Source organism: Neisseria sp. MVDL19-042950 (assembly GCF_030504625.1).
In the GTDB taxonomy this organism is placed as follows: domain Bacteria; phylum Pseudomonadota; class Gammaproteobacteria; order Burkholderiales; family Neisseriaceae; genus Neisseria.
Genome location: NZ_JAUKWH010000007.1, coordinates 22167 through 48675, shown reverse-complemented (window position 1 = coordinate 48675; position 26509 = coordinate 22167). Strand labels below are relative to the sequence as shown.

Sequence of the window (26509 nt, the reverse complement as noted above, 5' to 3'; positions counted from 1 at the left end):
CGTCTGAATGCTTGCCCCCCAGCCTACCGCCCCTTATGATCCGCTCACAGCAGAGGCCCGCGAATTACTTTTCCGCACCGCCTCTTACCTGAACAGCGAAGAAAAGGTGTTACTTGAAAAAGCCTGCGCCTTCGCTTTTCACGCCCATGACGGCCAAACCCGTAAAAGCGGCGAACCTTATATTACCCATCCGCTTGCCGTCGCCACCCAGTTGTCTATCTGGCATATGGACATACAAGGTCTGTGTGCGGGTGTCATGCACGATGTATTGGAAGACACCGGCGTAACCAAAGTCGAAATGGCAGCCGAGTTCGGTGAAACCATTTCCGAGATGGTAGACGGCCTCTCCAAACTCGAAAAGCTCGAATACGACAGTCAGGCCGAGCATCAAGCCGAAAGTTTTCGCAAACTGATTCTGGCGATGACCAAAGACGTGCGCGTGATCGTGGTCAAATTGGCCGACAGGCTGCACAATATGCGCACCCTCGGTTCGATGCGCCCCGAAAAACGCCGCCGTATCGCCCAAGAAACTCTTGAAATTTATGCGCAAATTGCCAACCGCATCGGCTTAAACAACGCATATCAGGAACTGCAGGACTTATCCTTCCAAAACCTGCACCCGCGCCGCTATGAAACGTTGCAAAAGGCCATGAAAGCCAGCCGTCGCAACCGCCGCGACGTAGTAGGCAAAGTGCTTCGTGCATTCAGCCAACGTCTGGTCGGAGCCAATATCGAAGCCCAAATCAAAGGGCGGGAAAAAAACCTATACAGTATCCATCAGAAAATGCAGGCGAAAAACCTGCGCTTTGCCGATGTGATGGATATCTACGGCTTCCGCGTTATCGTCAACAGCGTTCCCGCATGCTATGCCGCTCTCGGTGCACTGCACGGCCTGTACCAACCGAAACCCGGCCGTTTCAAAGACTATATCGCCATTCCCAAAAGTAACGGCTACCAAAGCCTGCATACCACTCTGGTAGGGCCCTACGGTTTGCCGATCGAAGTGCAGATACGCACCCGTGAAATGGATGCCGTAGCGGAAGGCGGCGTGGCCGGACATTGGATTTACAAATCCGGCGAAAATACCGTTGACCAAGCTACCCTGCACACCAACCAATGGTTGAAAAACATTCTCGACCTCCAAGCCGGCAGCTCGAATGCGATTGAGTTTCTCGAAGCCGTTAAAGTCGATTTATTTCCCAACGAAGTCTATATCCTTACACCCAGAGGAAAAATTCTAGCCTTGCCCGAAGGTGCCACCCCTATTGACTTTGCCTATGCCGTACATACCGATATCGGCCACCGCACCGTTGCCGCCCGTGTCAACAACACCATGATGCCGTTGCGCACCAAGTTGAAAACGGGCGACTCGGTTGAAATCATCACTTCCGAACAAGCCAAGCCCAACCCTGCTTGGTTGAGCTTTGCCGTATCCAGCCGTGCCCGCAGCGCCATCCGTAATTATATTAAAAACATGAACCGCCAAGATGCGGTTACGCTCGGCGAAAACCTGCTGCAAAAAGCCCTATCCAGCTTATTGCCGCAAAATGTATTGCTTTCAGACGGCCTCAAAGAGAAATATCTCGCCGACCTCAACAACAAGCAAACCACCTTTGAAGATGTGTTGTACAGCGTCGGTATGGGGCATACTCTGCCGGTATCCGTTGCCATGCACATCGCCGAACTGGCGGGCGAACATTTCGGCGACGAAGTCCGCCTCAGCCCGATTAAAATCAACGGCAACGAAACCGGCCGCGTACATTTGGCACAATGCTGCAACCCCATTCCGGGCGACAACATCCGCGCTGTATTGATTAAAGACCAAGGCATGGTAATTCACCGCGATACTTGTCCGAATGTGTTGAAGGCTGATCCGGAACAACAACTTGACGCGAACTGGGACAGCATACACGACCGTAGTTTCCGCACCTCGCTCACCGTCGGTTCCCGCGACACGCACGGCCTGCTTGCCGCTATGGCTCAAGCAATTTCAGGCGCAAACGCCGACATCGAATCGGTGGAAACACCGTCGCAAAAACAAGCTGGCACAGAAGGCTTTATCGAATTCAAATTCTTTATCAAAGTTAAGGATACGGCTCAATTGGACGAAATCATCCGCGCCCTCCACGCTATTCCGCATGTCCGCCGCGTTGTGCGCAACTAGAAGCATGTTTCAAAGCCGAGAGGCCGTCTGAAAACTTTTCAGACGGCCTCTCGGCTTTGAAATTTCATGTTATGGAAAATTTGGCAAAATCAAACCCAAAGTTCGACAATACCGCAACGCTTAACAACCGATTACAACAAGGTAAAACCGTCAGACCTTTCGCCCATGTTATTCAATTACATATTATTTTCATTCAACATAAAGAACATGCTCCCAAACTTTTTATTTATTTTAAAACTTATTAGCAAATCTTTTATCCAAGTCAAAACGTTATGGCTTAAAAAATATTATTTTTACTATATCCGATTAAAAATCAGAACAAAGCTGCATTGATTGAAAATTACATCCAATAACATTTGCTTTCAACCATCACATAAACAAAACATTTATTTATTAGAGGTTTTTAAAATGAAATCACAACATTCAAACCACCCGCAAACGGCCTCTTCAAAATTGAATAAATTTAACTTGGTTTGGACACTAAACCTATTCGGAACCGCCGTGGGAGCCGGCGTGCTGTTCCTTCCGATCAATGCTGGCATGAACGGATTCTGGCCGCTTGTCGCCATGGCCATTATCGTCGGCCCGATGACTTATTTCGCCCATCGGGGTTTGGCACGTTTCGTACTTTCCTCCGCCAAACCGGGCAGCGATATTACAGAAGTAGTAGAAGAGCACTTCGGCAAAACCGCCGGCAAATTGATTACGCTGCTCTACTTCTTTGCCATTTTCCCCATTTTGCTGATTTACGGTAACGGCATCACCAATACCATAGACTCCTTTCTCGTCAACCAGCTCGGCATGGCTTCTCCTCCGCGGGCCTTGTTGTCGTTTATTTTGATTGCTTCGTTAATCGGTGTATTGCTGTTGGGCGAACGTATCGTATTGAAAGTAACCGAATGGCTGGTATATCCGCTGGTATTTATTCTGTTTATCTTATCGGTATACCTGATTCCCGAGTGGAACACCTCTTCGCTTACCAACATTCCGAGCGCAGGCGCGTTTTTAACCACCTTATGGATTACCATCCCCGTGTTGGTTTTCTCTTTCAACCATTCACCGGCCATCTCTTCTTTCGTTTTGTCCCAACAACGCGAATACCAAGATGCCGAATTAACAGACCGGCACGCCAGCCGCACTCTGCGCAGCACCGCCACCGTCTTATTGGTTTTCGTGATGCTGTTCGTATTCAGTTGTGTATTGACTTTAACCCCGTCCGAACTGGCTTTGGCAAAAGAACAAAATATTTCGATTCTGTCGTTCCTCGCCAATAAATTCGACAATCCCTACATTTCCTATTTAGGCCCGTTTGTTGCATTTTTGGCCATTACCAGCTCTTTCTTCGGCCACTACATGGGTGCGCGCGAAGGTTTGGAAGGCTTGTTTATCAAACTCAAACGCGATGCCGGTTCGGATACTGCCATCAACCATAAAAAACTGAACCTCTACTCTGCCCTGTTCTTCCTGATCACTTTATGGGTTGTTGCCATCATCAATCCGAGCATCTTGGGCTTGATTGAATCGCTGGGCGGCCCCATTATTGCTATGATCCTGTTCATTATGCCGATGTACGCCGTCAGAAAAGTACCGGCAATGAAACGGTTCCAAGGCAAATTCAGCAATGTCTTCGTGGTGGTAATGGGCTTGATCGCAATATCCAATATTATCTACAACTTAATTGCTTAATAAGCTGAAACCTTATTCAGGCCGTCTGAAAACCATCTGTTCGAATGTTTTGCACCATGCAAACCAAAACGGTTTTTCAGACGGCCTCTCAGACAGATACCATTCCGGTTTTAAAAGCCGGTACCAAGATAAGTGAGCAGTACCATGATCAGCGTATTCGATATTTTCAAAGTGGGTGTCGGCCCTTCCAGCTCCCACACCGTCGGCCCGATGAAGGCAGGCAAACAATTCATTGACGACTTATGCTCCCAAGGCAAACTGAAACAGGTTGAGCATATCCGTGTCGATGTATACGGTTCGTTATCCATGACCGGCTTGGGTCACGGAACGGATACCGCCATCATCATGGGTTTGGCAGGTTACTTGCCGCATAACGTCGATATCGATTTGATTCCGGCTTTTGTCGAAAACGTTAAAGCAAGCGGCAGGCTGGCTGTGGCGTTGAACGAACACGAAGTACGCTTCCAATATGCCGAAGATATGTTGTTCCATAACGATTTTTTGCCTTTGCATGAAAACGGGATGACCATCACGGCCTTCGATAGCGACGAAAAAGAAGTCTACCGCCAAACTTACTATTCTATCGGCGGCGGCTTTATCGTTGATGAAGCGCATTTCGGCGTAGAAGAAAAACAAGCCGTCGAAGTCCCCTTTCCTTATAAAAACGCCAAAGACATTATCAAACACTGCAACGACAACGGTTTGTCCATCTCCAATCTGATGTATCAAAACGAAGTGGCGCTGCATGGAAAAGAAGCAGTTGAAGAATATCTGCAATATATCTGGCAAACCATGTCCGACTGTATGAAGCGCGGCTTGGCCACCGAAGGCGTGCTGCCCGGCCCGTTAAAAGTCGTCCGCCGCGCCGTAGGGCTTTACCGCTGGCTTTCCGCCAATAAAAACCTCAACAACGACCCCATGCAGATTATCGACTGGGTAAATATGTATGCGCTGGCGGTAAACGAAGAAAATGCTGCCGGCGGCCGCGTGGTAACCGCCCCGACCAACGGTGCATGCGGTATCGTGCCTGCCGTTTTGATGTATTACGACAAATTCGTCGAACCGCTCACTCCCGAAATCATCGACCGCTATCTACTCACTGCGGGCATTATCGGTTCGCTCTATAAAATGAATGCTTCCATTTCAGGAGCCGAAGTGGGTTGCCAAGGCGAAGTCGGCGTGGCTTGCTCAATGGCTGCGGCGGGATTGGCGGAAATTTTAGGCGGCACCCCCGAACGCGTTTGCAGCGCGGCGGAAATCGCCATGGAACACAACCTCGGCCTCACTTGCGATCCGGTAGGCGGCCAAGTGCAGGTTCCCTGCATCGAGCGCAACGCCATCGGCTCGGTAAAAGCCATCAATGCCGCACGCATGGCCCTGCGCCGCGCCAGTACGCCGCGTGTCGACTTGGATAAAGTGATCGATACCATGTATGAAACCGGTAAAGACATGAACGCCAAATACCGCGAAACCTCACAAGGCGGCTTGGCAATTAAGATTGTCTGCAATTAACATTGCCACCTGTTTTTAATAAACGAAACCGTTGCGGCTTAGCCTTCGACGGTTTTTCGTTTAAACCGCACTTTCAGACGGCCGTCTTAAATTAAAAAGCCCTTTGATTGTTATATATTTAAAAAATACCGAGATACCTATGTCCAAACTGTTTCAAATCCTGTTTATCAGCGCCGCCCTTGTTTCCATTTCCCCGCTTTATGCTGCGGCGGCACAGCCCGCCGCCGGGCAAACCGCTCAAAAATCCCAAAGCATTTGGATCGATGTCCGCACATTGGAAGAATTCAACACAGGCCATCTGAAAGGTGCGGTTAATATTCCCCACGACCAAATCGTCGAAAAAATCCGTTCGATCAGCACCGACAAAACCCAACAAGTGAACCTTTACTGCCGCAGCGGCCGACGTGCCGAATCCGCCCTGCAAGCCTTGAAAAAGCTCGGTTATACCAATGTGGTCAACCACGGAAGCTATCAAGACTTACGGAAGCAATTCTTGCATTAACAAAATAGGCCGTCTGAAATTTTTCAGACGGCCTTATCTCAATCAGTAAAAACGATTAAGCGGGATCAAAAGCTGCTTTGAAAATACCGATGATCTGCTCTTTATTCGCTTGAATCGGGTTGGTTAAACCGCATACGTCTTTCAGCGCATTATCTGCCAACACGCCGAAATCTTCTTCTTTCACGCCCAATTCTTTCAGAGATTTCGGAATGCCGACAATACGCGCCAATTTGGTAATGGCATCGATCACTTCCAAACCGGCCAAATCAGGGTTGTTTTTACTCAAAATTGCGCCGATCTCATCCAAGCGCCCTTTTGCAACCTGTTGGTTGAAACGCTCGACATGCGGCAGCAGCAAAGCATTGCAAACACCGTGCGGCAGATCGTAGAAGCCGCCCAATTGATGGGCCATTGCATGCACATAACCCAAAGAAGCGTTATTGAATGCCATACCGGCCAAGAATTGCGCATAAGCCATTTTTTCACGGGCCTCTTTATTTTTCGGTTCGTGAACGGCGGTCGGCAGGTAACGTGCAATCAACTCAATAGCTTTAACGGCACAAGTATCGGTAATCGGGTCGGCAGCAGTAGAAACATAAGCCTCAACCGCATGCGTTAACGCATCCATACCGGTGGCAGCCGTCAGAGGCGCGGGCATATTCTCCATCAATAAAGGATCGTTTACCGAAAGAATCGGCGTAACGTTTTTATCGACAATCGCCATTTTCACATGACGGGTTTCGTCGGTAATAATGGTAAAGCGGGTCATTTCAGATGCCGTGCCTGCGGTGGTGTTGATGGCAATCAGCGGCAATTGAGGTTTTTTCGACTTGTTTACCCCTTCATAATCTTCGATTTTTCCGCCGTTGGTTGCCACAACGGCAATACCTTTGGCACAGTCGTGCGACGAACCGCCGCCCAATGAAACGATAAAATCCGCACCCGAAGATTTCAGCTCCGCCAATCCCGCATTGACATTGCCGACGGTAGGATTGGGCTGAACCTGATCAAATACGGCATAATCGATGCCTTTTTCTTTCAACTGCTTACCGACTTGCTCTGCTACACCGAGCTTGCTCAAACCGGCATCGGTAACAATCAGTGCTTTCTTAAAACCGAATGCGACGATAGCATCCATCGCCTCTTTCAAGGCATCCGCCCCTAAAATGTTTTGTACGGGCATAAAGAATTGAGTTGCCATGGTTGTGTCCCTCCTTTTTTATAATACGGTTTATTAAAAGATTAATGAGTCAATGCTACGCTTTAACTGCCCGGCACGCATTGACTGGAATCAAATTGCCACAAGGCCGCCTGAACTGCAAGCTACCAACCGACCGCCGTCAGTGAATTTGCAATTTATTTATCTTAAAAAACAAAAGCAAACGTTTCTTATCAAAATGCCAATTCACTAACGATTGTTATTCTCCTCAACCAAAATCCAATATAACCAAACTCTTTTGCCGCATCCTCTTTAAAAACGACGCTTCAAATGACATGACTGCATAATACTTACCGCCAACTCTTCCACCGATTTATCGGTCGTATTGGTAAAGGGGATACCATGCTGCCGGAACATGGCTTGTGCATCAGATACTTCTCGACGGCAAGTATTCAAATTTGAATAATTAGAGTCGGGACGGCGCTCTTGGCGGATAGCTTGCAAACGCTCCGGCAGAATCGTTAAACCGAACAATTTGTTTTTGTAAGGACGCACCATACGCGGCAGCTCGGTGCTTTCCAAATCGTCGGGAGTCAGCGGATAGTTGGCGGCGCGAATACCGTATTGAAGGGCCAAATACAGGCAAGTCGGCGTTTTGCCGGAACGCGATACGCCCATCAGAATAACGTCGGCATCTTTCAAATCTTTACCGCTGATACCGTCATCATGATTCAACGAAAAATTCACCGCTTCCATACGTGCATCATAGCGTTCGGTATCGCCGATGCCGTGCGTACGCCCTACCGAATGCCGCGCACTCAATCCGAGTTCCCGTTCGATGGTACCCAGAAAAGCATCGAAAAAACTCAAATGCAGGCCGTCGCAGTTTTTAATAATTTGGCGGATTTCCTGATTAATGATACTGGTAAACACCAAAGGGCGCAGACCGCTTTCCTTCGCTGCCGCATTAATAATCTGCACCATAGCACGGGCTTTTTCGGCGGTATCGACAAAAGGATAAGTAGCCCGTTTGAAATTCACACCTTCAAATTGATCCAGCAGGGCTTCACCCATGCTTTCGGAAGTTAACCCGGTGCGGTCTGAAATAAAAAATGCGGTACGGCGCGCCATATTAAAGTCTCTCAAAATAACCAATTGTAGGATGCCGTCTGAAACATTCAGACGGCCTTAAATTTAAAGGCGTATCATACCAATTGCCTAACGGCAAATAAAGCCTCCGCACGTCAAACTACAACAAGCTACAAGCAAATCCATTAAATAAAAAATACACATTTTTATCATGTATTTTTTATCTTTTTAGAATATAATTGCTTAAATTTCATCCCGCATAATCTACCTGAAGATTATTGATGTATTTCAAAACCCATATTTAACAAGGGATAACAAAAAGTCGGGAATTTTTCATCGCCGGTTTCATCTGATTACAAGTTCATTTTGCCGCAATTTTTCAGACGGCCCCACAAACCGACACTTATTAAAAATACATGACACTACCCGTTTGAGTGGTTAGAATACCCGCGAAAATTTATTTCTTTTTTTTAACCTGTTTACACTGGACTAAAAACATGGCTGCAAATTACGTTATTTGGTTTGAAAACCTGCGCATGACCGATGTGGAAAGCGTGGGCGGTAAAAACGCCTCATTGGGCGAAATGATCAGTCAGCTTACCGAGAAAGGTGTCCGCGTTCCCGGCGGTTTCGCCACGACCGCAGATGCCTATCGCGCCTTTTTAGCGCACAACGGCCTGAGCGAACGTATTTCCGCAGCCCTTGCTGCTCTGGATGTGGAAGACGTTACCGAATTGGCACGGGTGGGCAAAGAAATACGCCAATGGATTTTAGATACCCCGTTCCCCGAGCAACTTGATGCCGAAATCAAAGCCGCATGGGAAAAAATGGTTGCCGATGCAGGCACCGAAAACATTTCCGTAGCAGTACGTTCATCAGCCACCGCAGAAGACCTGCCTGACGCATCTTTTGCCGGCCAACAAGAAACTTTCTTGAATATCAACGGCTTGGAAAACGTAAAAGAGGCCATGCATCACGTATTCGCTTCTTTATACAACGACCGCGCCATCTCTTACCGCGTGCACAAAGGCTTCGCCCACGATGTCGTCGCTTTATCGGCAGGCGTTCAACGCATGGTTCGTTCTGACAGCGGTGCGGCCGGCGTGATGTTTTCGATCGATACCGAATCGGGCTTTGAAGACGTTGTATTCGTTACTTCTTCTTACGGCTTGGGCGAAACCGTTGTTCAAGGCGCGGTAAACCCTGATGAATTTTATGTACACAAACCGACATTGAAAGCAGGCAAACCCGCCATTCTGCGTAAAACCATGGGCTCGAAACTCATCAAAATGATCTTTACCGAGCAAGCCCAAGCAGGTAAATCAGTGCAGGTGGTAGATGTAGCCGATGCCGACCGTAAAAAATTCTCGATTTCCGACGAAGAAATCACCGAATTGGCGCAATACGCCTTAATTATCGAACAACACTACGGCCGCCCGATGGATATCGAATGGGGCCGCGACGGTGTGGACGGCAAGCTCTACATTCTGCAAGCCCGCCCTGAAACCGTGAAATCGCAAGAAAAAGAAAAAGGCAGACGCAGCCTGCGCCGCTACAATATTGCCGGCAAATCCACCGTATTGTGCGAAGGCCGCGCCATCGGCCAAAAAGTAGGCCAAGGCAAAGTGCGTTTGGTTAAAGACGCTTCGCAAATGGATTCCGTGCAAGCCGGCGACGTGCTGGTAACCGATATGACCGACCCTGATTGGGAACCGGTAATGAAACGTGCATCCGCCATCGTAACCAACCGCGGCGGACGTACCTGCCACGCGGCCATTATTGCCCGCGAACTGGGCATTCCTGCCGTAGTAGGCTGCGGCGATGCCACCGGCGTACTTTCAGACGGCCAAGAAGTTACCGTTTCTTGTGCGGAAGGCGACACAGGCTTGATTTACGACGGTTTGCTGAATGTGGAAGTTACCGATGTCGCTTTGGACAACATGCCCAAGTCGCCGGTAAAAATCATGATGAACGTCGGCAATCCCGAGCTGGCCTTCAGCTTTTCCGGTCTGCCCAACGAAGGTATCGGTTTGGCACGTATGGAGTTCATCATCAACCGTCAAATCGGCATCCACCCCCAAGCCCTGCTCGAATTCGACACGCTAAACCCCGAATTGAAAGCGGAAATCAGCGACCGCATCGCAGGCTACGCTTCTCCGGTATCGTTCTATGTTGACAAAATCGCCGAAGGCGTGGCCACGCTTGCCGCTTCGGTTTACCCGCGCAAAGTTATTGTGCGTATGTCCGATTTCAAATCCAACGAGTATGCCAACCTGATCGGCGGTAATTTGTACGAACCCCACGAAGAAAACCCGATGCTGGGCTTCCGCGGTGCGGCCCGCTATGTTTCAGATGATTTCAAAGATTGCTTTGCTTTGGAATGTCAGGCCTTGAAACGCGTTCGCGACGAAATGGGTTTGACCAACGTAGAAATCATGATTCCTTTCGTGCGCACGCTCAACGAAGCCGAAGCGGTTATTAAAGCTCTGAAAGAAAACGGTTTGGAGCGCGGCAAAAACGGTTTGCGCCTGATTATGATGTGCGAAGTGCCGAGCAACGCCCTCTTGGCCGAGCAGTTCCTGCAATACTTCGACGGCTTCTCAATCGGCTCGAACGATATGACCCAGCTTACTCTGGGTGTAGACCGCGACAGCGGCGGCCCGATTGCCAGCACGTTCGACGAACGCAACCCTGCCGTGAAAGTGATGCTGCATCTGGCGATTTCCGCCTGCCGCAAACACAACAAATATATCGGTATCTGCGGACAAGGCCCTTCCGACCATCCCGATTTTGCCAAATGGCTGGTACAAGAAGGTATCGAGTCCGTATCGCTTAACCCTGATACCGTAATTGAAACGTGGCTGTATCTGGCTAAAGAGTTAAACAAATAAAAGCAGGCCGTCTGAAAAGATTTGCCTAAACAAAAACTGCTGTTACTTACACAGCGGTTTTTTTCTATTTTCAGACGGCCTGTCAACAAAATATTACGGTTAGGTTGGGCTCATATTTTTAAACTACACCCAATCATTTGCTTTCTTGACCTTATCCCACGCATCCAATATCAGCTCGCCGTTGTTATCTTTTAATAACACGGCATCCGAAAGCATACGCCGCCATGTACGCGCCCCTTTCAGTCCGTGCATCAACCCCAAATAGTGGCGAACCATATGCCGTAGAATCGTACCCCGCCCTGCCTGAATCTGTTGCTTGCTGTAATGAAACAAACGCTCCACCAAATCAGCATATTCAATGGGATTTTCCATACCGCCATAAAACAGCCTGTCCCATTCCCGCATTACCATCGGATTATGATACGCCTCCCTGCCCACCATTACGCCGTCCACATACTCCAAATGCACTGCGATTTCATCGTTACGGGTAATACCACCGTTAATGATGATTTCCAATTCGGGAAAATCCTGTTTGAGTCGATAAACATAATCGTATTTCAACGGCGGCACTTCACGGTTTTCTTTAGGTGAAAGCCCGTCCAGCCAAGCATTCCGGGCATGGACGATAAAAGTTTTACAAGAAGTTTTTGCCGCCAGCGTACCGACAAAATCTTGCACGACACCATATTCGGTTTGACGGTCCACTCCGATACGGTGCTTAACGGTTACGTCGATTTGCACCGCATCCTGCATGGCTTTCAAACAATCGGCAACCAGCCCAACCTCGTTCATCAAACACGCTCCGAACGCTCCTTTCTGCACCCGCGGACTGGGGCAACCGCAATTCAAATTAACTTCGTCGTAACCATACTCTTCCGCAGCTTTAGCCGCGCGGGCCAAATCGGAAGGTTCGCTGCCTCCCAACTGCAACGCCACCGGATTTTCACATTCGTTGCACATCAGAAAACGGTCTTTGTCTCCGTAAATAATGGCTCCTGCATTAATCATCTCACTGTAAAGCCAAGTATAACGGCTAATCTGGCGTGCCATGTAACGATAGTGCCTATCAGACCAATCAAGCATGGGAGCCGTGGAAAGCCGGCGCGGAGGCAGAATTTTATTATTCATAAATCAAAGCATTGCTGTATCGGATATCGAAGGGCGGCATTATAAAGCCTTTTGATATACAGATGAAAAACACTTTCCTCCGGAAAATCGCTCATAGGCCCTTCACATCAAATACATCGAGCATAGGCCGGCCTAAATAATCAACCCGATGCCGTCTGAAAAATTTAGCCCTAACTTTTCCAAATGTGTTTTATTTTTTACATTTTATAAAACAAAGCTATTCTGCAAAGTAAACATTCGTAAAGCACCCGCTTTCCAAGCCCATTTCAACACCTACGATTACCGGCTTCTCCGCTTGGTTTTACACTCTCCGCCCCTCCCCGCTTTTGCCCTATATGCATTTTCAGACGGCCTTTTGCATATTTTTGACATGACTCAAGTTGCCCGTTATTTTCCAGTTGATGAGATATTCGTCTTTTTATAAATATGTTAATCTTGCACAGGTCAAGCATGCTACAAATTATTACATAATGTTTGCACGGCAAAACGTAGCATGATGATCCATTTCACTCTCAACAACTTCCTAAGGACTTTGTCATGAAACAACTTAAAACGTTTCTGATCTGGGGCATTGTGGTATTGGTCGGTTTAGCCTCCTTTACTACACTCGCTATCCATAGGGGTGAGCAGGTCAGTGCGGTATGGATGGTAATCGCTGCCGTTTCCGTTTATTGCATAGCCTATCGCTTTTACAGCCTGTATATTGCCAAACAGGTAATGGCGCTTGACCCTAACCGCCTAACCCCGGCCGAACGCCACAATGACGGATTGGACTATGTACCCACACACAAAGGTGTATTGTTCGGCCACCACTTTGCAGCCATTGCAGGTGCAGGCCCGTTGGTCGGCCCCGTTTTGGCCGCTCAAATGGGCTACCTGCCGGGCACGCTGTGGATTATCTTCGGCGTGGTTTTCGCCGGTGCGGTACAAGATATGATGGTACTGTTTGTTTCAATGCGTCGTGACGGCAAATCGCTGGGTGACATCGTAAAACAAGAGCTCGGTACCACTTCCGGCATCATCGCCTCTATCGGTATTTTGATGATCATGGTCATCATTATGGCCGTATTGGCATTGATCGTAGTTAAAGCACTGGTACACAGCCCGTGGGGTACGTTCACCATCGCCGCCACTATGCCGATTGCGCTGTTTATGGGTATTTATACCCGTTACATCCGCCCGGGCAAAATCGGCGAAATTTCCATTGTCGGTTTCATTCTACTGATGTTGGCAATTGTTTATGGCGAAGATGTCGCCCACAGTTCTTACGGCCACTTCTTCGACTTAGACGGTATCCAACTGACTTGGGCGATTATGATTTACGGTTTCGTGGCTGCGGTATTGCCCGTATGGTTGCTGCTGACCCCGCGTGACTATCTTTCTACTTTCCTGAAAATCGGTACCATCATCGCTTTGGCCATCGGTATCATGATTGTAAGCCCTGCCTTGCAAATGCCTGCCGTTACCAAATTTATCGACGGCACCGGCCCCGTATTCTCGGGCAGTTTGTTCCCCTTCCTGTTTATTACCATTGCCTGTGGTGCGGTTTCAGGCTTCCATGCCCTGATTTCTTCAGGTACCACACCGAAAATGGTGGAAAACGAAACCCACGTACGCATGATTGGCTACGGCGGCATGCTGATGGAAAGTTTTGTCGCCATCATGGCTTTGGCTGCGGCCGCATCACTTGACCCGGGTGTTTACTTTGCCATGAACAGCCCTACCGCTCTTATCGGTACCGACGCTGCTCAAGCCGCACAAGTAATTACCAACCAATTGGGCTTCCCCGTTACTGCCGACACTTTATTGCACACGGCTAAAGAAGTGGGTGAAAACACCATTCTGTCGCGCGCCGGCGGTGCACCGACTTTGGCCGTAGGTATGGCGCACATCATGAGTAAGTTGATCCCGGGTGAAGCCATGATGGCTTTCTGGTATCACTTCGCACTCTTGTTTGAAGCACTCTTCATTTTGACTGCCGTTGATGCAGGTACCCGTGTTGCCCGCTTCATGATCCAAGATTTAGGCAGCGTGTTCTACAAACCTTTCGGCAATACCGATTCGCTTCCGGCCAACCTGTTTGCCACCTTCTTAGCCGTTACTTTCTGGGGTTATTTCCTCTACACAGGGGTAACCGACCCACTGGGTGGTATTAACTCACTCTGGCCTTTGTTTGGTATCGCCAACCAAATGCTGGCGGGTGTCGCTCTCATCATGTGCTCGGTCGTACTCGTGAAGATGAAGCGCGAACGCTATGTATGGGTTCCGTTGGTACCTTCCGTATTGGTTCTGTTCGTAACCTGTTATGCCGGTTTGCAAAAATTGTTCCACAGCGATCCGAGAATCAGCTTCTTGGCACATGCCGCCAAATTTAATGATGCGGCGGCACGCGGAGAAATCTTGGCTCCGGCAAAAGACTTAGAGCAAATGGGACGCATTGTATTCAACGACTACGTTAACTCCAGCCTAACCGTACTATTCCTCTCAATCGTGGTTATCGTTGCCGTATACGGCTTGCGTGTTGCCCTGAAAGCCCGTAAAGTTGCATGGTCGACTGCAAAAGAAGTTCCGGCAGTTTACCGTAACGAGGTTCAACAGAATGAGTTATAAGATTCTGCACCGCATCAAACGCGTATGGAAAACAGCACGCTTAACTGCCAATCTGATGGTGGGAGTGCCCGATTATGAAAATTACGTTGCACGCCAACGTAAACATAATCCGAATGCGCCGGTGATGACGAAGTTGCAGTTTCAGGATTACTGTAGCAAACGCCGCAGTGGCAGTAATGGCGGACGCTGCTGTTAGATACCTATCCTGAAAAAAAGCCCTCTGCATTTTCGCAGAGGGCTTTTTTCAGACGGCCTCAAACGCTTTCGCCATTAATCTGCCGGCACTTCGACCAAGCGTTTTCCACCCGATTTTTCCTTTTTATTGCAACAACCGTAACATCCGATTATTTGCGAGCTTTGCCAAATTTTCATTGGCAGTATGTCTCCGCATTGTGCCGCCTGCTTACTTAGTGATAGATGATTTTTGTATCTGCAATGAGTTAAATTGCCTATACCTAGCAGTTCGACAGATTTACCAATCGGGCTGTCAGTACCATAGCACGACTAACTTCGCTCACATTTCAAAATAAATTAATTTATAATTCAAAATATTACTAATTTATTCACTTTCCTTTCCCAAATAACCGTTGACACATTTTCAAACAACGCTATAATGCACGCTTCTTCCCCGATAGCTCAGTCGGTAGAGCGACGGACTGTTAATCCGCAGGTCCCTGGTTCGAGCCCAGGTCGGGGAGCCATCTTTCCAAAGCCTAAACAAGCGTTTAGGCTTTTTTTCTCTGGTCACCTTGCCGGCTCTTGTATCCGTTTTATGTCCAAAGTTACCAACCTGATCTAACAAGCCTGCGTGCGGCAACAGATGCTCTGTGACCAAGTGGGCATAGAGCATCACCATGTCCAGCTTCTCCCAGCCACCCATTTCCTTCAAATCAACCAAGGGAACGCTACATTGAACCAGCCAGCTTGCCCACGTGTGGCACAGGTCATGCCAGCGGAAATTCTGAATACCCGCTTTCTGAAGTGCCTGCCTCCATACTTTACTGTTCAGGCCAGTTATCACGCGGTTATGAATATTGATAAATACATACTCGTCGTGATTACCCTGCCTGTTGAGTAAAATGCTGATAGCAGAATCGTTCAGCGAGATGCCGATTACTTTATCTGCTTTGGCTTCATCGGGATAAATCCATTCAATTTTTCGCAACAGGTCGATTTGCACCTACTTCAGTCCAAACACATTGCTTTGCCGTAACTCCGTATAGAGGCTGAATGCAGCCATTTCCCGCCAATGGTTGTCAGACAATGCTCAAGCAGCCGTGAGGCTTCTTGAGGCTTCAGCCAGCGGATACGCTGCGTGTTTTCCTTCAACTGTTTCAATGTCGGCGCTTTATCTATCTATTCCCATTCATCACGGGCTTTGTACAGAATGGCACGTATCAGTGCGATATATCTATTTTGGGTGCCGTTGCCGCATGGCAAAGCATCAACCACACTCATAATCACTTCCCGCGTCAAGGCGTCTAAAAACAGTCCTCTCAATCCGGTTAAGTGTCTTAATCGGCTAATATCAGTATCAATGCTTTTTTTGCCGTTCATGTCTTGAAGCCACTTTACTGCTGCTTCGTCCCACATCCGTTTCGGCTTAATACCGATATGCTCCTGTTGCCACAGCTCATGCGCTATTTTATCGCGGAGCTGTTGCGCTTGCTTGCAGTCTTTGGTGCCGGCAGAGCGTCTAATGCGCTCGCCGCTTGGCGACCAGATGTCAATATAGAATCTACCGTTGCGTTGGTATAATCCATCGTTGTTTCTAGGCATAATTTTTCACTCCTGCTTTCGAGTAATGCCTGCACCTGCTCATTTTCGAGTTGATTCAAAAATACGTCAAGGGCAGACTGTCTGATACAGTATCCGCGCCTCGGCTTGCTCGCTATCAGCTTACCCGCGCAGATATACTCTCTTATTGTTTATGCGTGGTATTTGCAGTATTCGACAACTTCTTCAACGTTATAGGTTTTCATATCCGGCCTCCTCTTCAAACACCGTAAATGGTGCTATTTCCAGTCATTCCACCAGCCGCTTGACGATTTGGTAACGTTTCAGACGCGGCTCCAGCATCAGATACTTGTGTTTGCTAATGCAGACCGAAGCAGGCAATGATATTTGCCTGCTTCGGTCTGCATCGGAATTATTCTGTAATGCGGGTAGCTTATCTTCAGACGGTCTAAATGATGGGTTCACCCGTACCGTTGTGTTGTCAATCAGCATGTCTGCCCTCCTTCTGATAAAATTCAATCACCAATCTAGCCCTGCTTAAAAAATGCAGAATCATACGCCGACTCCATCTGGTGCTCGCTCGTTTATAAGCTGAATTGACCGCACACACTGCATTTTTGAAGCAAATGACTTTGCTTAACGGCCAATACTCAAGGCTTGGCTATCAGCTGTTCATAGCCGCCCCAAAGCATCTTTTGCTCAAACCGACTGTCATTTTTCAAATTGGCCATATCAAGCTCCTACAATTTAACCGCAGCCGCCATCAGCAACCCAGTCACCGCCCAAGCCACGTAGGCGGCTATCAGATAGCCTTTCAGACGGCCTAAAAATGCATGATTCCGCTGCTCGGTGTCTTTATTCATCCGTTGGCTGATGCTGCCAAACAGCTTCTCTTCGATTTCAGCCTGCTGCAAATCCGTTTTCTGCAGCAGCTCAGCAGTAGCGGTGATGTTCTGTTCATAAATGACCAACTGATGCAGAAAAACTTCCCGTGCTTCGTCCTGGCGTTTCTCAAACGACTGTAAGACCGTCGGAACAGATTGCTGCTGCATCAGCAGTCAGTTTTACGCCGGTTACGGCGAAGACTTCGCCAATTATGCCTTCTACATCATGCCTGCTCATGGGATACCTTGACGGTAGCCAAGAAGGTGATATTGTTCAGTTGTTCGTAAATATCGCGTCTTACTGTGCGTAGGCGTTGGTGGGGCATCAGTGTGAATTCGGATAATGCGTCGACTTCGGTAAATGTCAGATTCAGTTCAGTCATGCGTTGAATATCCTTGCCGAATGTATCCGGATTCCGATTGGGAATATGCACAATACCGATAATTTGCTGTTGGCTGTCTTTGTAAATTTTGAAGTCTTGAAAAGATTTATTACCATTTTTCACCTCACCTTTATGGCCGTTCAGCCACACTACAGATTGCTCGCAGCGTTTGCGCCAAACCGGCAAGGCAATCATCCAATGCTTGACCACCATTCATCGGCACACGCTGGTCGTTTTGAGAAGTGACGTATCAGATTAACGCGATATGCAACTACTATAAGTATCAACAGTAAGGCCGTTACTACGTTGCGTGATTTGGATGCAGTGATTAGTACATATTGCCGAGAAAACAAGATTGTCTTTTGATTTTCAGACGGCCTTCAGGCCGTCTGAATAGAACTATCACACCACAAATATGACCGTGTGAAAATGGTATCCATTGCCACTGAACCGCCTGGAAGATAGTCAATTTTGCCTTATTGTTGCTTAAAAACAATATATTTTATACGCTGTATCTTCATGAGAAGTGTAAATTATTGTGAGTAAATTTTGATTTTAAGGGGCAAAGACGGCCGTCAACGGGCGGGCCATATTCAAAAAATAGTGAAAACCATCCCGCCGCAACCCCGTTCCAGTCTCACTAAGCTCGACCGAAACGCCCCCCACGCCTCCAAGATAAAACCAGACTTATGTGACTTCTCCGGTGCCTGCGGCAGCCTGTGAACCACAACGCCCGTTTTTATCTTGCTCCCTCTGGCGGGATTTTTTAATCAGGTTGGTTGTTGTAGTCAGGAATGGCAGTGTGAGCGGTCAGCACTCGATTTCTACATCAAGGGATTCGGTAGATTGTTCAGACGGTCTTTGTTGAGATAATTGGGTGTGCTGCAATTGGGTAAGCTGGCCGGAATATAAATAGATTTTAGCCTGCACCTGCTCGGCCAGTGGCAAATCATTGATGATTTTTTCAGATTCTTTCACGACAAGTTTCTGCATATCAGAAAACAGATGGTAGCTTTCCCGGTAGTTTGTCTCCAAGACTTCTAGCTGCCGACTGTTGCGGTATAGTTCTGCATCTATGGCCGTATTGGGCTTACTGTTTGGGTGAATACGGTCATCAAAAATCAAACCTTCACGCGAATACACTTTGAATGAATCAACTTTGCTGGATGCAAACACCACATCTGCATTATCCGACAATAAATCTACAACCAAATCGTGATGGGCTTTGTCGGTGTATCTCGGCGTTTCACCGATTTTAAGCATGTTGTCGTAACGTTCTAGGATGCTTTGCCAGCTGACTTCAGCCGGTACTGTTTGGATGTGCACGGCGGTTTGATAATCGTGTTCGTGCATTTTGTCCAGCGTGTCCATCGGTACATCAGTAGTACGGAAAGTGACTTCGATTGACGCGTTATATTGTTCGTGCAAAGCACGAGCTCGGTCATTTTTGCGGAAAACTCTGCAGTGTGTTTAGGAGCATCTTTGCCGTATTGTGCCTGTATAGCGTCAAAGTCGGGATAATAACGGCGGAATTCGTCGCCATTGATAATCATCAGATTACCGTTCATTTCTGTGTTAATGCAAGGCACCAGACGTGATTTACCCGCCTCAGGCTGGCCGCCCAGAACAAACCCTTTCGGAAATGCAGAAGGACGAACTTCCAACTCCACCGTCAATTCGTCCCAAATCGCTTCAAATGATGCTTGCTCCTGCCTTGATGTCATTATGCACACATCTTCTGCTTAGGCATGGTAGAATATCTTTGATGCAGTGCATTACATTCATCTTTCACGTCCTCAAAGCTAATATCTTCAGACAATGAAGCATAAAGGTGGCAGCGTAACGCTACAATCCGTTTTTGGTCAGGAGTATGTTCACACCAGTACGCGGTGTTTTACGGGCAATAAGCGCTTGAACAGATGCTATGCGCTCGATCAAGGCATCTTTTTCCGCAAGAGTACACATAATTCCTCTGTTAATTTCTTAGCAATTGAAATTAAGCATATTTTATCTGTTAAAAGGTATTTTGTGACATGCTGCCATAATCTTATATGTAGAAAATAACCGCGTTGTTTACACAACAGGTTGAGAAAAATAAGCCTGTAAGACCTCAAAAGGTGTATCATCTTGTAGTCCTGAATGAGGCTTAAACAGTATTATAGTAATTAATAAAGCGGCACAACTCCTTTTTTCTGTGTCCACTGTCAGTAAAGGCTGTCTTTTCATGCCTCATTTCCAGCAGCGTACAGATAACGCGTTCTGCTTTGCTATTGGTCTGCAGGCGGGCAGGACGAGTAAACTTCCGATGCAATAATTACCACACTGACACCGGTAAGGCCTTCGTGTTTTTGCAGGCAGCACCCGGCGCGGTAAAAGTAGTATGGCTTGGCTCTGTGGCTTCAAAATTCATGCTCTTATCAACCATCAAGAAGCACTTGTCGATATCTGGTTAACCCCGGGTAATGTCAATGACCGCCATGCTTTGAAAGATATTGTGGCATTGTTGTTGGCGATAAGGGCTATTTAGGTAAGGAGCTGACTCAATGGCTGCAAAGCGAATATGGCATTCGTTTGGTAACGGGGAAGAAAAAGAATATGAAACAAAAGGATAAAACGCCGTTTGAGCTAGGGTTACTGCAAAAGCGCAGTGTGATCGAATCGGTATTTGGTGAGTTGAAAAACCTTTGCCAAATAGAGCATACGCGGCACCGTTCTTATACAGATTTCTTGCTGAATTTGATTTCGGACTTGGTTGCGTATTGCTTGATGCCGTTTAAGCTGGGGGTAAAAATCAATGTCGCCAGCTTGTCCGCTATGGGATAGGAATGCTGGCTTATCCTGAAGTCATGTTAAGTTGGTTTACAACAACCCCATTTTTTATTTGAAAATTAATGTCAGATACCTGTACGCATCGAGAATCATGTGTAACAACAATACATGTTCTTTCTTTTGAAAGCTCTAATAAAGTATCGATTACCTTATAAGCAGAGACTTCATCAAGAGCTGAAGTAGGCTCATCAAATATCATAACTTCAGCTTCATGATATAACATTCGAGCTATGCCTATACGCTGCCGCTGCCCCCCTGACACATTAATGCCGCCTTCACCAACCCCCCGGCTTTCTAATGATTTATATTCCTCTTCACTAATTCCTGCATGCACTAGAGCCCAAAAAAATTTACTGTTTTCGACAGGCAACCCCATTGAAATATTTTCTTCAACTGTTGTATCAAATACATGAACTTCCTGTGTCATAAAAAAAATACGATCCGTTTTTTGTTTCGAATATATTCGACCTTCATACTCATTCAAGCCCGCAAGGCATCTTGCTAGTGTAGATTTACCTGAACCAGATGCGCCACTTATAGTAATAAATTTTAACCTGGGAATCAATAGCTTATCTATATTAAGAATGATTTTTTCATTATGCTTAACAATAAGATTTGATATTTTGAATTCCTCTTCACCTTCATATTCTATATGTGCAATTTTTGCCTGTGCGGGGAGAGTATTGATAAGCTCTACAAGCTGACGCGCACTAGAAAGCCCTAATGTAAAAACCCTATACGCACCAGAAAACTGCAGAAGGGGTGATACCATCTGTAATAGAAGCCCATTAATTAATATAATGCTTGCGATTTTTTCATTTATCTGTAAATCTGAAGTAAGCACAAAACTAATTGTACTTCCCATTAATATAGTTAAAAGAATTCCCTGTATAAATCCGAGAATGATGCCTGGCCTTAAAGATGCAATTACTCTCTTTACAAAAGAGTCCATTGCAATTCCATATCTGTCTCGAACCCATTTACTTTGTTCAAATGAGCGGATTGTTTCATAAGAACGTAGGCTCTCTGAGAGAATCTTATAATTTACTGACGCCATCGAAAACCATTCTTCTTGCAATGCACGAGTACGCTCAGATAGTTTGGTAGTAATCCAAATAAAACCTATTAGAATAGAAGATGCCCAAATAGCCATAATCAAATCTATACGAAATCCGATAATTACAACCATAATAAAAGCTTCAATCCCAACGGGGGCAAGTGTAAAGATAAAGCTATATAAAACATCTCTTAGCCCACCAACCCCTCTATCTACAGAGATAGCATTCTCACTTGGTGACTGACTTTGAGGCATAGACAATGGAACTCTAAAGAATATATCTATCGTTCTCAGCAAGAGTAGTTTTTGCACTTCCTGCTCAAAAGAAACATAAAAAGAGAATCGTAATTCTTCCAAAAATCGCGTTATAAAAAATAGAGATGCATAGATAATTGCTCCCCATAATAATCCGGAAGCAATATTATTATGTTCTACCACTATCAACGCAAATGCCAATGGCGTTACAATACGAAAAGTTGTAACCAACAGAAAGAGCACAAAAGATATATAGAAAAGAAATCTAGAATTCTTACTCAACAAAGTAATGACTTGCTTTAGTACAAATAGAGCGTTTTTCATGTTTATACCTTTTACGCTATTCACTATGCAAATGGGACTGGGCCAAAATTGATCTGTGTGTTATACCCAAAAAAAATAGCTGCTTCCAACTCCGTCCTTGATGCACTCCCTTCAATAGTCATACAAGGAAATCCTGGAATACAAAAGGTAGATATATAAGTTAGAGAATCTAGATATTTGCCAAAAGAAACTTCCTGCTTATGTACAAAAACATCTACTGCATTAATATTTTTAACATTTTCTGGAGGAGAGTAGAAGGTGTTTAGAGTTACATTATTTTCTATAGCTAAATTAATAAAATAAGTTGCATTTTTAGTGTTATTAAATTGCAAATAACCTTTTGTTAGATTATCTTGAGTTTCTGATATATCAAGCTCCGTTTTTTTTGTAATAACATTCTGATAAGTTAAAGTATAAGCTTGATATAACTCAATTAATGCTTTTTTAACTGCCTGAGTTACATTTTTACTAGCCGCTCCACCAGCAGCAAAATGGATAGGGCCACTTTCATCTACATATATAGCCAATATACTTCTATATGGTAGCAATACTGATATATCAAATAGGTATATTTTTGCCCTCACATTAGACCTATACCAATTTAATAATGGCAATATTTCATAGTACTCCTCTTTTTTAAGAAATCCTTCACTCAAATCCACACTATGATTAAGATGGCCAAAGTACCAAAATAAAGTTAACCCTTGCCGTTCTATTAATTCCGCAACAGCACTTTCCAGAGCCAAATCACTGTTACTATGAATGGCGCAGCCAGAACTGTCCCGATGTGGCATAAAATGATTGTCTTGATGTGGTGATAAAGTAAATGGGATAGATGGTACTATAAATTTTTTATTGTCATTTAATCGGAAGGCTTCAACACAAGAAAATTCATGCTCATCAGTGCCTGGCTTATTTTGCCTACCAAAAAGAGTTTTAAACCATTGCTGCAGAGGGTATTCCAACTGATTTAATTTCCTACATATTCCACTCATTGGCAGTTGGCTAAAACCAACTTGCCGCTCTAAAGCCTCACCCGCAGATCTAATAATTGTTTTTCTATCATAACCTGTTGCAGTACTTCCCTTTGTCTCCCCCATGCGGCCGATTATAATCGAAGGTAGATCAAGATTTGCAGAGTTCACTATATAAAAACGCGGAAAATAAGAACCTATCATTCTTTATTCTCCCAACCAACCAAGTGGCATACAACCGGCCACACCACACGAGGATCAACCCCTAAAGTGAGTGATAATTGTTCATCATTGAAGCCACCCCATACTCTAGATCTCAACCCCATTTTTTCAGACTTCATAATTAGCGCCTGATACATTGAGCCTATTTCAATACAAGATAAGCGATATCCTCTCATTCCATATTTTGCTATTGTAAATACTGGCATTATTGAATATAGAATAAAGAAAGAATAATCTAGAAATTTTTCATTTGCCCCAAGGAATAAATGCTTTTCTATCACTTCTTCTGATTTCGCATTCAATCGCTCTAGTTTATGAGATTTAGGTAAGAAATGATAACTACCCTTATCTAATCCATCTATAGCTTTTGCATATAAAATTACTTGCCCACTATACATACCTCCTCCGCTAGGGTAAGGCCGCGTATGAAGATCAGAATTAGATTCTCCAAATGCTTGTGACAAAAGAGTCATCAATTGCTTATAAGTCATTTTCTGATCATTTCTAAAGAACGTTGCTGAAGGCTTTCTTTCAATTAATGGAGAAAAATCAGTTACATTTCTTTCTAATATTTGCCCACCAAAATAATGTTCCGGAAACTCTAAAAGTTTGAGATGTTCAACACCTAGATAAGTCATAGGCCGAGGTACAACAGCCAAATATTTATTTTCACGATTATGGCTACGAGAATGGAAAATATAATTATCTTTGAAGATTGATTGATCGATATAATCAGCAGCCAAATTTAATTCAAGCTCATGCATTATTCTTTACCTTATTTACTATTTAAACTTTAAATTTGATGTTTAATACAATTACAAAGAGGTGAAAGAGGAATACGTACCAATTGACGATTTAATTCTGCCAAATCAATCACTGATGTAAATAAAGGATCAAAAGGAGAGAAAGCACCGAAACCGATTCCTGATAAGGACTCTATATACTGTTTAACATACCGCAATAAGAAAGCTATATCTGTTTTTCGAAGAGAAATGCTTGGCTCTTTTACATTTAAGCTCCTCACAAAATCATACACATCCGAAAGTCCCATTCCTGCATCATGCGGATCAAAAAAAACTCTATCTAAAGAAAAATCAACAGTGCAAAGAGGACATGGTAATCCCGAATTACGGAACCATGTGGAGCTTATTACGAAATTACTTCGAGCACAAAAACCAATGATTAATTGATCATTCTCAGATAATTCTTGTATAGCCGCATCAATAATTCTTTCCTCAGGAGCACCTTCAAAAATCATTACATTAATTTTTCCAGGCTGAACCTCCATCTTTTCTATGACATCAAAATCCAAATAACGGGCAACATCAGCCCATATTGAAGAAGTTGTCATTACTAAAGAAGATTTATTTGATATGTTGGTTTTAGCTATGATACCTAATGTCTCTACCAAATAAGACATAACTTCTTGACTATCATTTTCTTCACCCCTTTCCAAAAGTTGAATAACTTCAACATCCTCTATTAGTCCACCGCTACGGGGCAAAGACAAAATAATTTCACATACTCTACTGTTGGTTATTTCAAAAAAGCCTTTCGGAGTCTGTATTAACAACCCACCATCGAATCGTGATAAGCCGAAGTTTGGTATGCAGTACATAAATTGTCGCCCATATCCTTAGTTGAACAATAATTTTGATAAATAATCCCCCTAATACGAAAGCGCATTAGGGGGATTGATTAGCTAAGCGTTAATAGAAGAGTTGTTACAAGAAGCGCAATTGCCTCGTGACTGATTAGCTTGCAGAGTTTTCAGGGCTTTAATGCTTTTAGAGAGAACTTTACCGTATTTCATGATATGACCTACCTTTCAATAGATTAAAGTTTAATCAAACAAATATTGCATTTCATATAACGATAATTTTTTAAAATTATATTAAATAATAATAATATTAATAATAATAATTATCATTAATATCAATGCTGTTTGATAATAGCATCTATTTAAATCTTTGCAAGGTATTTTACGTAAAATAATATTAATTTTTTTAAATTATATGGATTATTATATTCTTTGTTTAGCTATTTTTTCAATGCTCTCTTGCTGCTCCATCTATTCCACTCTCTTGTATCAGCGCACTCATAGCATGATTCTTTCCGATAGTTTGATCAAATTGCATTTGCGCCTTAGTATCAAAACCCTGCCCGGCAACTTCTTTGGCCAAGCCGCTGATAATTTTGGCTTCCGATTTGTGCCCCATTTTGTACAACTCTTTGGCGATGGCCTCGTATTCCGACACAATGATGCCACACGTCTGCATAGTTCAAAAAAGGATGCTTTGGGCGATCGCTGTTTTTAACCTCTTTAATCAGCTCAATGGCTTACTGTTTATGCACACTGTCCAATACACCACGTTGGCTCATGGCTCTCAGCAGGCTGTTTTCAAGCTTTTGTGTTTGACCACGGTGTTGTCGCCTAGTGGCTGCACATTGAACTCCTTCTTCACGCAGCCTTTAGGCAAAGTGGGCGCGCCATTCAAATAAGTCATTTTTATGCGGATTGAGCCGTTAGCCAAACTCGTCACGCATCAATACACACAAGTGCACATGCGGATGCTTCGGCTCGCCGGGGCAGAGGGCTTCGTGATGGAGCCCGAAAGCGTATTGGTGGCCGTCGAACTGTTTGGCGGCAAATTTTCGGGCGGCATTCAATACTGCGTCAGGGTCAATGTGTCCAGGCATGGACAGGATGATATTGAACGCTTCACGATATTTTCTTTCTTCGGGAATATTGAGCTTATGCCGGTCTCGGGTTAGGTCGTTTATAGCTTTTTTACCGTTGAGCTTTTCGCCGTCTTGAGTTTCCAGTGTGATTTCGCCGTTGCAGGAGACGTAATCTAAATGGTTACGTACCCTGCGCATACCTTTTGAGTGATTACTGAGCCGCTTCGGTATTTTGACCATTACTTCCGAGTGTTTGAGCGCCGCCTGCAGGTTGGCCAAGCCGCTGCCGGGCTTGAGCGGCTTAATAGGTTTGTTGCAACCATTGCTGAATGACAACCCGGTGTCTCTGCCTTTTACGGTGCGGGTTTTATAGCCTAAAAACCAATCGTCGATATTGCAGTTCAGCGGCATGCTTTTTCCT

19 protein-coding genes, 1 tRNA gene and 4 pseudogenes are annotated in these 26509 nt (G+C 45.4%); 9 read left to right on the top strand and 15 right to left on the bottom strand.

Features of this window, described 5'->3' with window-relative positions; genetic code table 11:
- The first annotated feature begins 7 nt into the window (after positions 1 to 7).
- The 4 genes from Q0X97_RS07645 (at position 8) to Q0X97_RS07630 (ending at position 5864) form a co-directional block, all read left to right on the top strand.
- Positions 8 to 2164: a bifunctional (p)ppGpp synthetase/guanosine-3',5'-bis(diphosphate) 3'-pyrophosphohydrolase gene (locus Q0X97_RS07645; RefSeq protein ID WP_302066749.1), complete on the top strand. Its 2157-nt coding sequence runs from the start codon at positions 8 to 10 to the stop codon at positions 2162 to 2164.
- A gap of 408 nt (positions 2165 to 2572) precedes the next feature.
- On the top strand, positions 2573 to 3850 hold the full coding sequence (locus Q0X97_RS07640) for an HAAAP family serine/threonine permease (protein WP_302066748.1): 1278 nt from the start codon (positions 2573 to 2575) through the stop codon (positions 3848 to 3850).
- Positions 3851 to 3994: 144 nt separating this feature from the next.
- Entirely contained in the window at positions 3995 to 5362 is a 1368-nt protein-coding gene (locus Q0X97_RS07635; protein ID WP_302066810.1) for an L-serine ammonia-lyase, read from the top strand.
- A 139-nt stretch (positions 5363 to 5501) separates the two neighbouring features.
- Positions 5502 to 5864: a rhodanese-like domain-containing protein gene (locus tag Q0X97_RS07630; RefSeq protein ID WP_302066747.1), complete on the top strand. Its 363-nt coding sequence runs from the start codon at positions 5502 to 5504 to the stop codon at positions 5862 to 5864.
- 55 nt (positions 5865 to 5919) lie between these two features.
- On the opposite strand, the gene Q0X97_RS07625 is transcribed toward Q0X97_RS07630, so the two are convergent.
- On the bottom strand, positions 5920 to 7065 hold the full coding sequence (locus Q0X97_RS07625; protein WP_107879673.1) for an iron-containing alcohol dehydrogenase: 1146 nt from the start codon (positions 7063 to 7065) through the stop codon (positions 5920 to 5922).
- 270 nt (positions 7066 to 7335) lie between these two features.
- Positions 7336 to 8154: a pyruvate, water dikinase regulatory protein gene (locus tag Q0X97_RS07620; protein WP_302066746.1), complete on the bottom strand. Its 819-nt coding sequence runs from the start codon at positions 8152 to 8154 to the stop codon at positions 7336 to 7338.
- Positions 8155 to 8609: 455 nt separating this feature from the next.
- On the opposite strand from Q0X97_RS07620, the gene ppsA reads away from it, so the two are divergent.
- Positions 8610 to 11003: a phosphoenolpyruvate synthase gene (gene ppsA / locus Q0X97_RS07615; protein ID WP_302066745.1), complete on the top strand. Its 2394-nt coding sequence runs from the start codon at positions 8610 to 8612 to the stop codon at positions 11001 to 11003.
- A 123-nt stretch (positions 11004 to 11126) separates the two neighbouring features.
- On the opposite strand, the gene dusA is transcribed toward ppsA, so the two are convergent.
- Positions 11127 to 12131, bottom strand: coding sequence for a tRNA dihydrouridine(20/20a) synthase DusA (dusA, locus tag Q0X97_RS07610; protein WP_302066744.1), 1005 nt, complete (start codon positions 12129 to 12131; stop codon positions 11127 to 11129).
- Positions 12132 to 12668: 537 nt separating this feature from the next.
- Between dusA and Q0X97_RS07605 the strand changes: the two genes are divergently transcribed.
- The 3 genes from Q0X97_RS07605 (at position 12669) to Q0X97_RS07595 (ending at position 15442) form a co-directional block, all read left to right on the top strand.
- Entirely contained in the window at positions 12669 to 14741 is a 2073-nt protein-coding gene (locus tag Q0X97_RS07605; protein ID WP_302066743.1) for a carbon starvation CstA family protein, read from the top strand.
- Between the two features lies 1 nt (position 14742).
- The gene (locus Q0X97_RS07600) at positions 14743 to 14937 is read left to right on the top strand and encodes a YbdD/YjiX family protein (protein ID WP_107928931.1); all 195 of its coding nucleotides are present in this window, start codon (positions 14743 to 14745) and stop codon (positions 14935 to 14937) included.
- 429 nt (positions 14938 to 15366) lie between these two features.
- Positions 15367 to 15442: transfer RNA gene (locus tag Q0X97_RS07595), tRNA-Asn, on the top strand.
- An 80-nt stretch (positions 15443 to 15522) separates the two neighbouring features.
- Here Q0X97_RS07595 and Q0X97_RS11895 read toward each other — a convergent pair.
- The 6 genes and pseudogenes from Q0X97_RS11895 to Q0X97_RS11890 all read right to left on the bottom strand — a co-directional run.
- A pseudogene (locus tag Q0X97_RS11895) lies at positions 15523 to 16520 on the bottom strand (tyrosine-type recombinase/integrase); the annotation flags it as partial.
- 246 nt (positions 16521 to 16766) lie between these two features.
- Complete coding sequence (locus tag Q0X97_RS07580) at positions 16767 to 16970, bottom strand: hypothetical protein (protein WP_302066741.1); 204 nt, start codon at positions 16968 to 16970, stop codon at positions 16767 to 16769.
- Positions 16971 to 17218: 248 nt separating this feature from the next.
- On the bottom strand, positions 17219 to 17530 hold the full coding sequence (locus Q0X97_RS07575; protein WP_302066740.1) for a hypothetical protein: 312 nt from the start codon (positions 17528 to 17530) through the stop codon (positions 17219 to 17221).
- Positions 17531 to 17586: 56 nt separating this feature from the next.
- On the bottom strand, positions 17587 to 17958 hold the full coding sequence (locus tag Q0X97_RS07570) for a hypothetical protein (protein ID WP_302066739.1): 372 nt from the start codon (positions 17956 to 17958) through the stop codon (positions 17587 to 17589).
- A gap of 597 nt (positions 17959 to 18555) precedes the next feature.
- Positions 18556 to 19469, bottom strand: a pseudogene (locus Q0X97_RS07565) (zeta toxin family protein).
- 349 nt (positions 19470 to 19818) lie between these two features.
- Positions 19819 to 20056, bottom strand: a pseudogene (locus Q0X97_RS11890) (integrase core domain-containing protein); the annotation flags it as partial.
- 69 nt (positions 20057 to 20125) lie between these two features.
- Here Q0X97_RS11890 and Q0X97_RS07560 point away from each other — a divergent pair.
- Positions 20126 to 20568: pseudogene (locus Q0X97_RS07560) on the top strand (IS982 family transposase).
- Positions 20569 to 20578: 10 nt separating this feature from the next.
- Here the strand turns inward: Q0X97_RS07560 and Q0X97_RS07555 are convergent.
- From Q0X97_RS07555 to Q0X97_RS07530, 6 genes are all read right to left on the bottom strand, one after another.
- Positions 20579 to 22210 (bottom strand): ATP-binding cassette domain-containing protein, encoded by a 1632-nt coding sequence (locus Q0X97_RS07555; RefSeq protein WP_302066738.1) that lies wholly within the window; start codon positions 22208 to 22210, stop codon positions 20579 to 20581.
- Between the two features lie 23 nt (positions 22211 to 22233).
- Positions 22234 to 23388 (bottom strand): YcaO-like family protein, encoded by a 1155-nt coding sequence (locus Q0X97_RS07550; RefSeq protein WP_302066737.1) that lies wholly within the window; start codon positions 23386 to 23388, stop codon positions 22234 to 22236.
- Positions 23385 to 24170: a SagB/ThcOx family dehydrogenase gene (locus Q0X97_RS07545; RefSeq protein WP_302066736.1), complete on the bottom strand. Its 786-nt coding sequence runs from the start codon at positions 24168 to 24170 to the stop codon at positions 23385 to 23387. Before Q0X97_RS07545 ends, Q0X97_RS07550 begins: the two co-directional genes overlap by 4 nt.
- Positions 24171 to 24199: 29 nt before the next feature.
- A complete protein-coding gene (locus Q0X97_RS07540; protein WP_302066735.1) occupies positions 24200 to 25024 on the bottom strand; it encodes a hypothetical protein in 825 nt (274 codons plus the stop codon).
- A 430-nt stretch (positions 25025 to 25454) separates the two neighbouring features.
- Positions 25455 to 25664 carry a hypothetical protein gene (locus Q0X97_RS07535; protein ID WP_302066734.1) on the bottom strand — a complete coding sequence of 70 codons (210 nt, stop codon included), beginning with the start codon at positions 25662 to 25664 and terminating at the stop codon, positions 25455 to 25457.
- 268 nt (positions 25665 to 25932) lie between these two features.
- Positions 25933 to 26499 carry a hypothetical protein gene (locus Q0X97_RS07530; RefSeq protein WP_302066733.1) on the bottom strand — a complete coding sequence of 189 codons (567 nt, stop codon included), beginning with the start codon at positions 26497 to 26499 and terminating at the stop codon, positions 25933 to 25935.
- Positions 26500 to 26509: the final 10 nt, after the last annotated feature.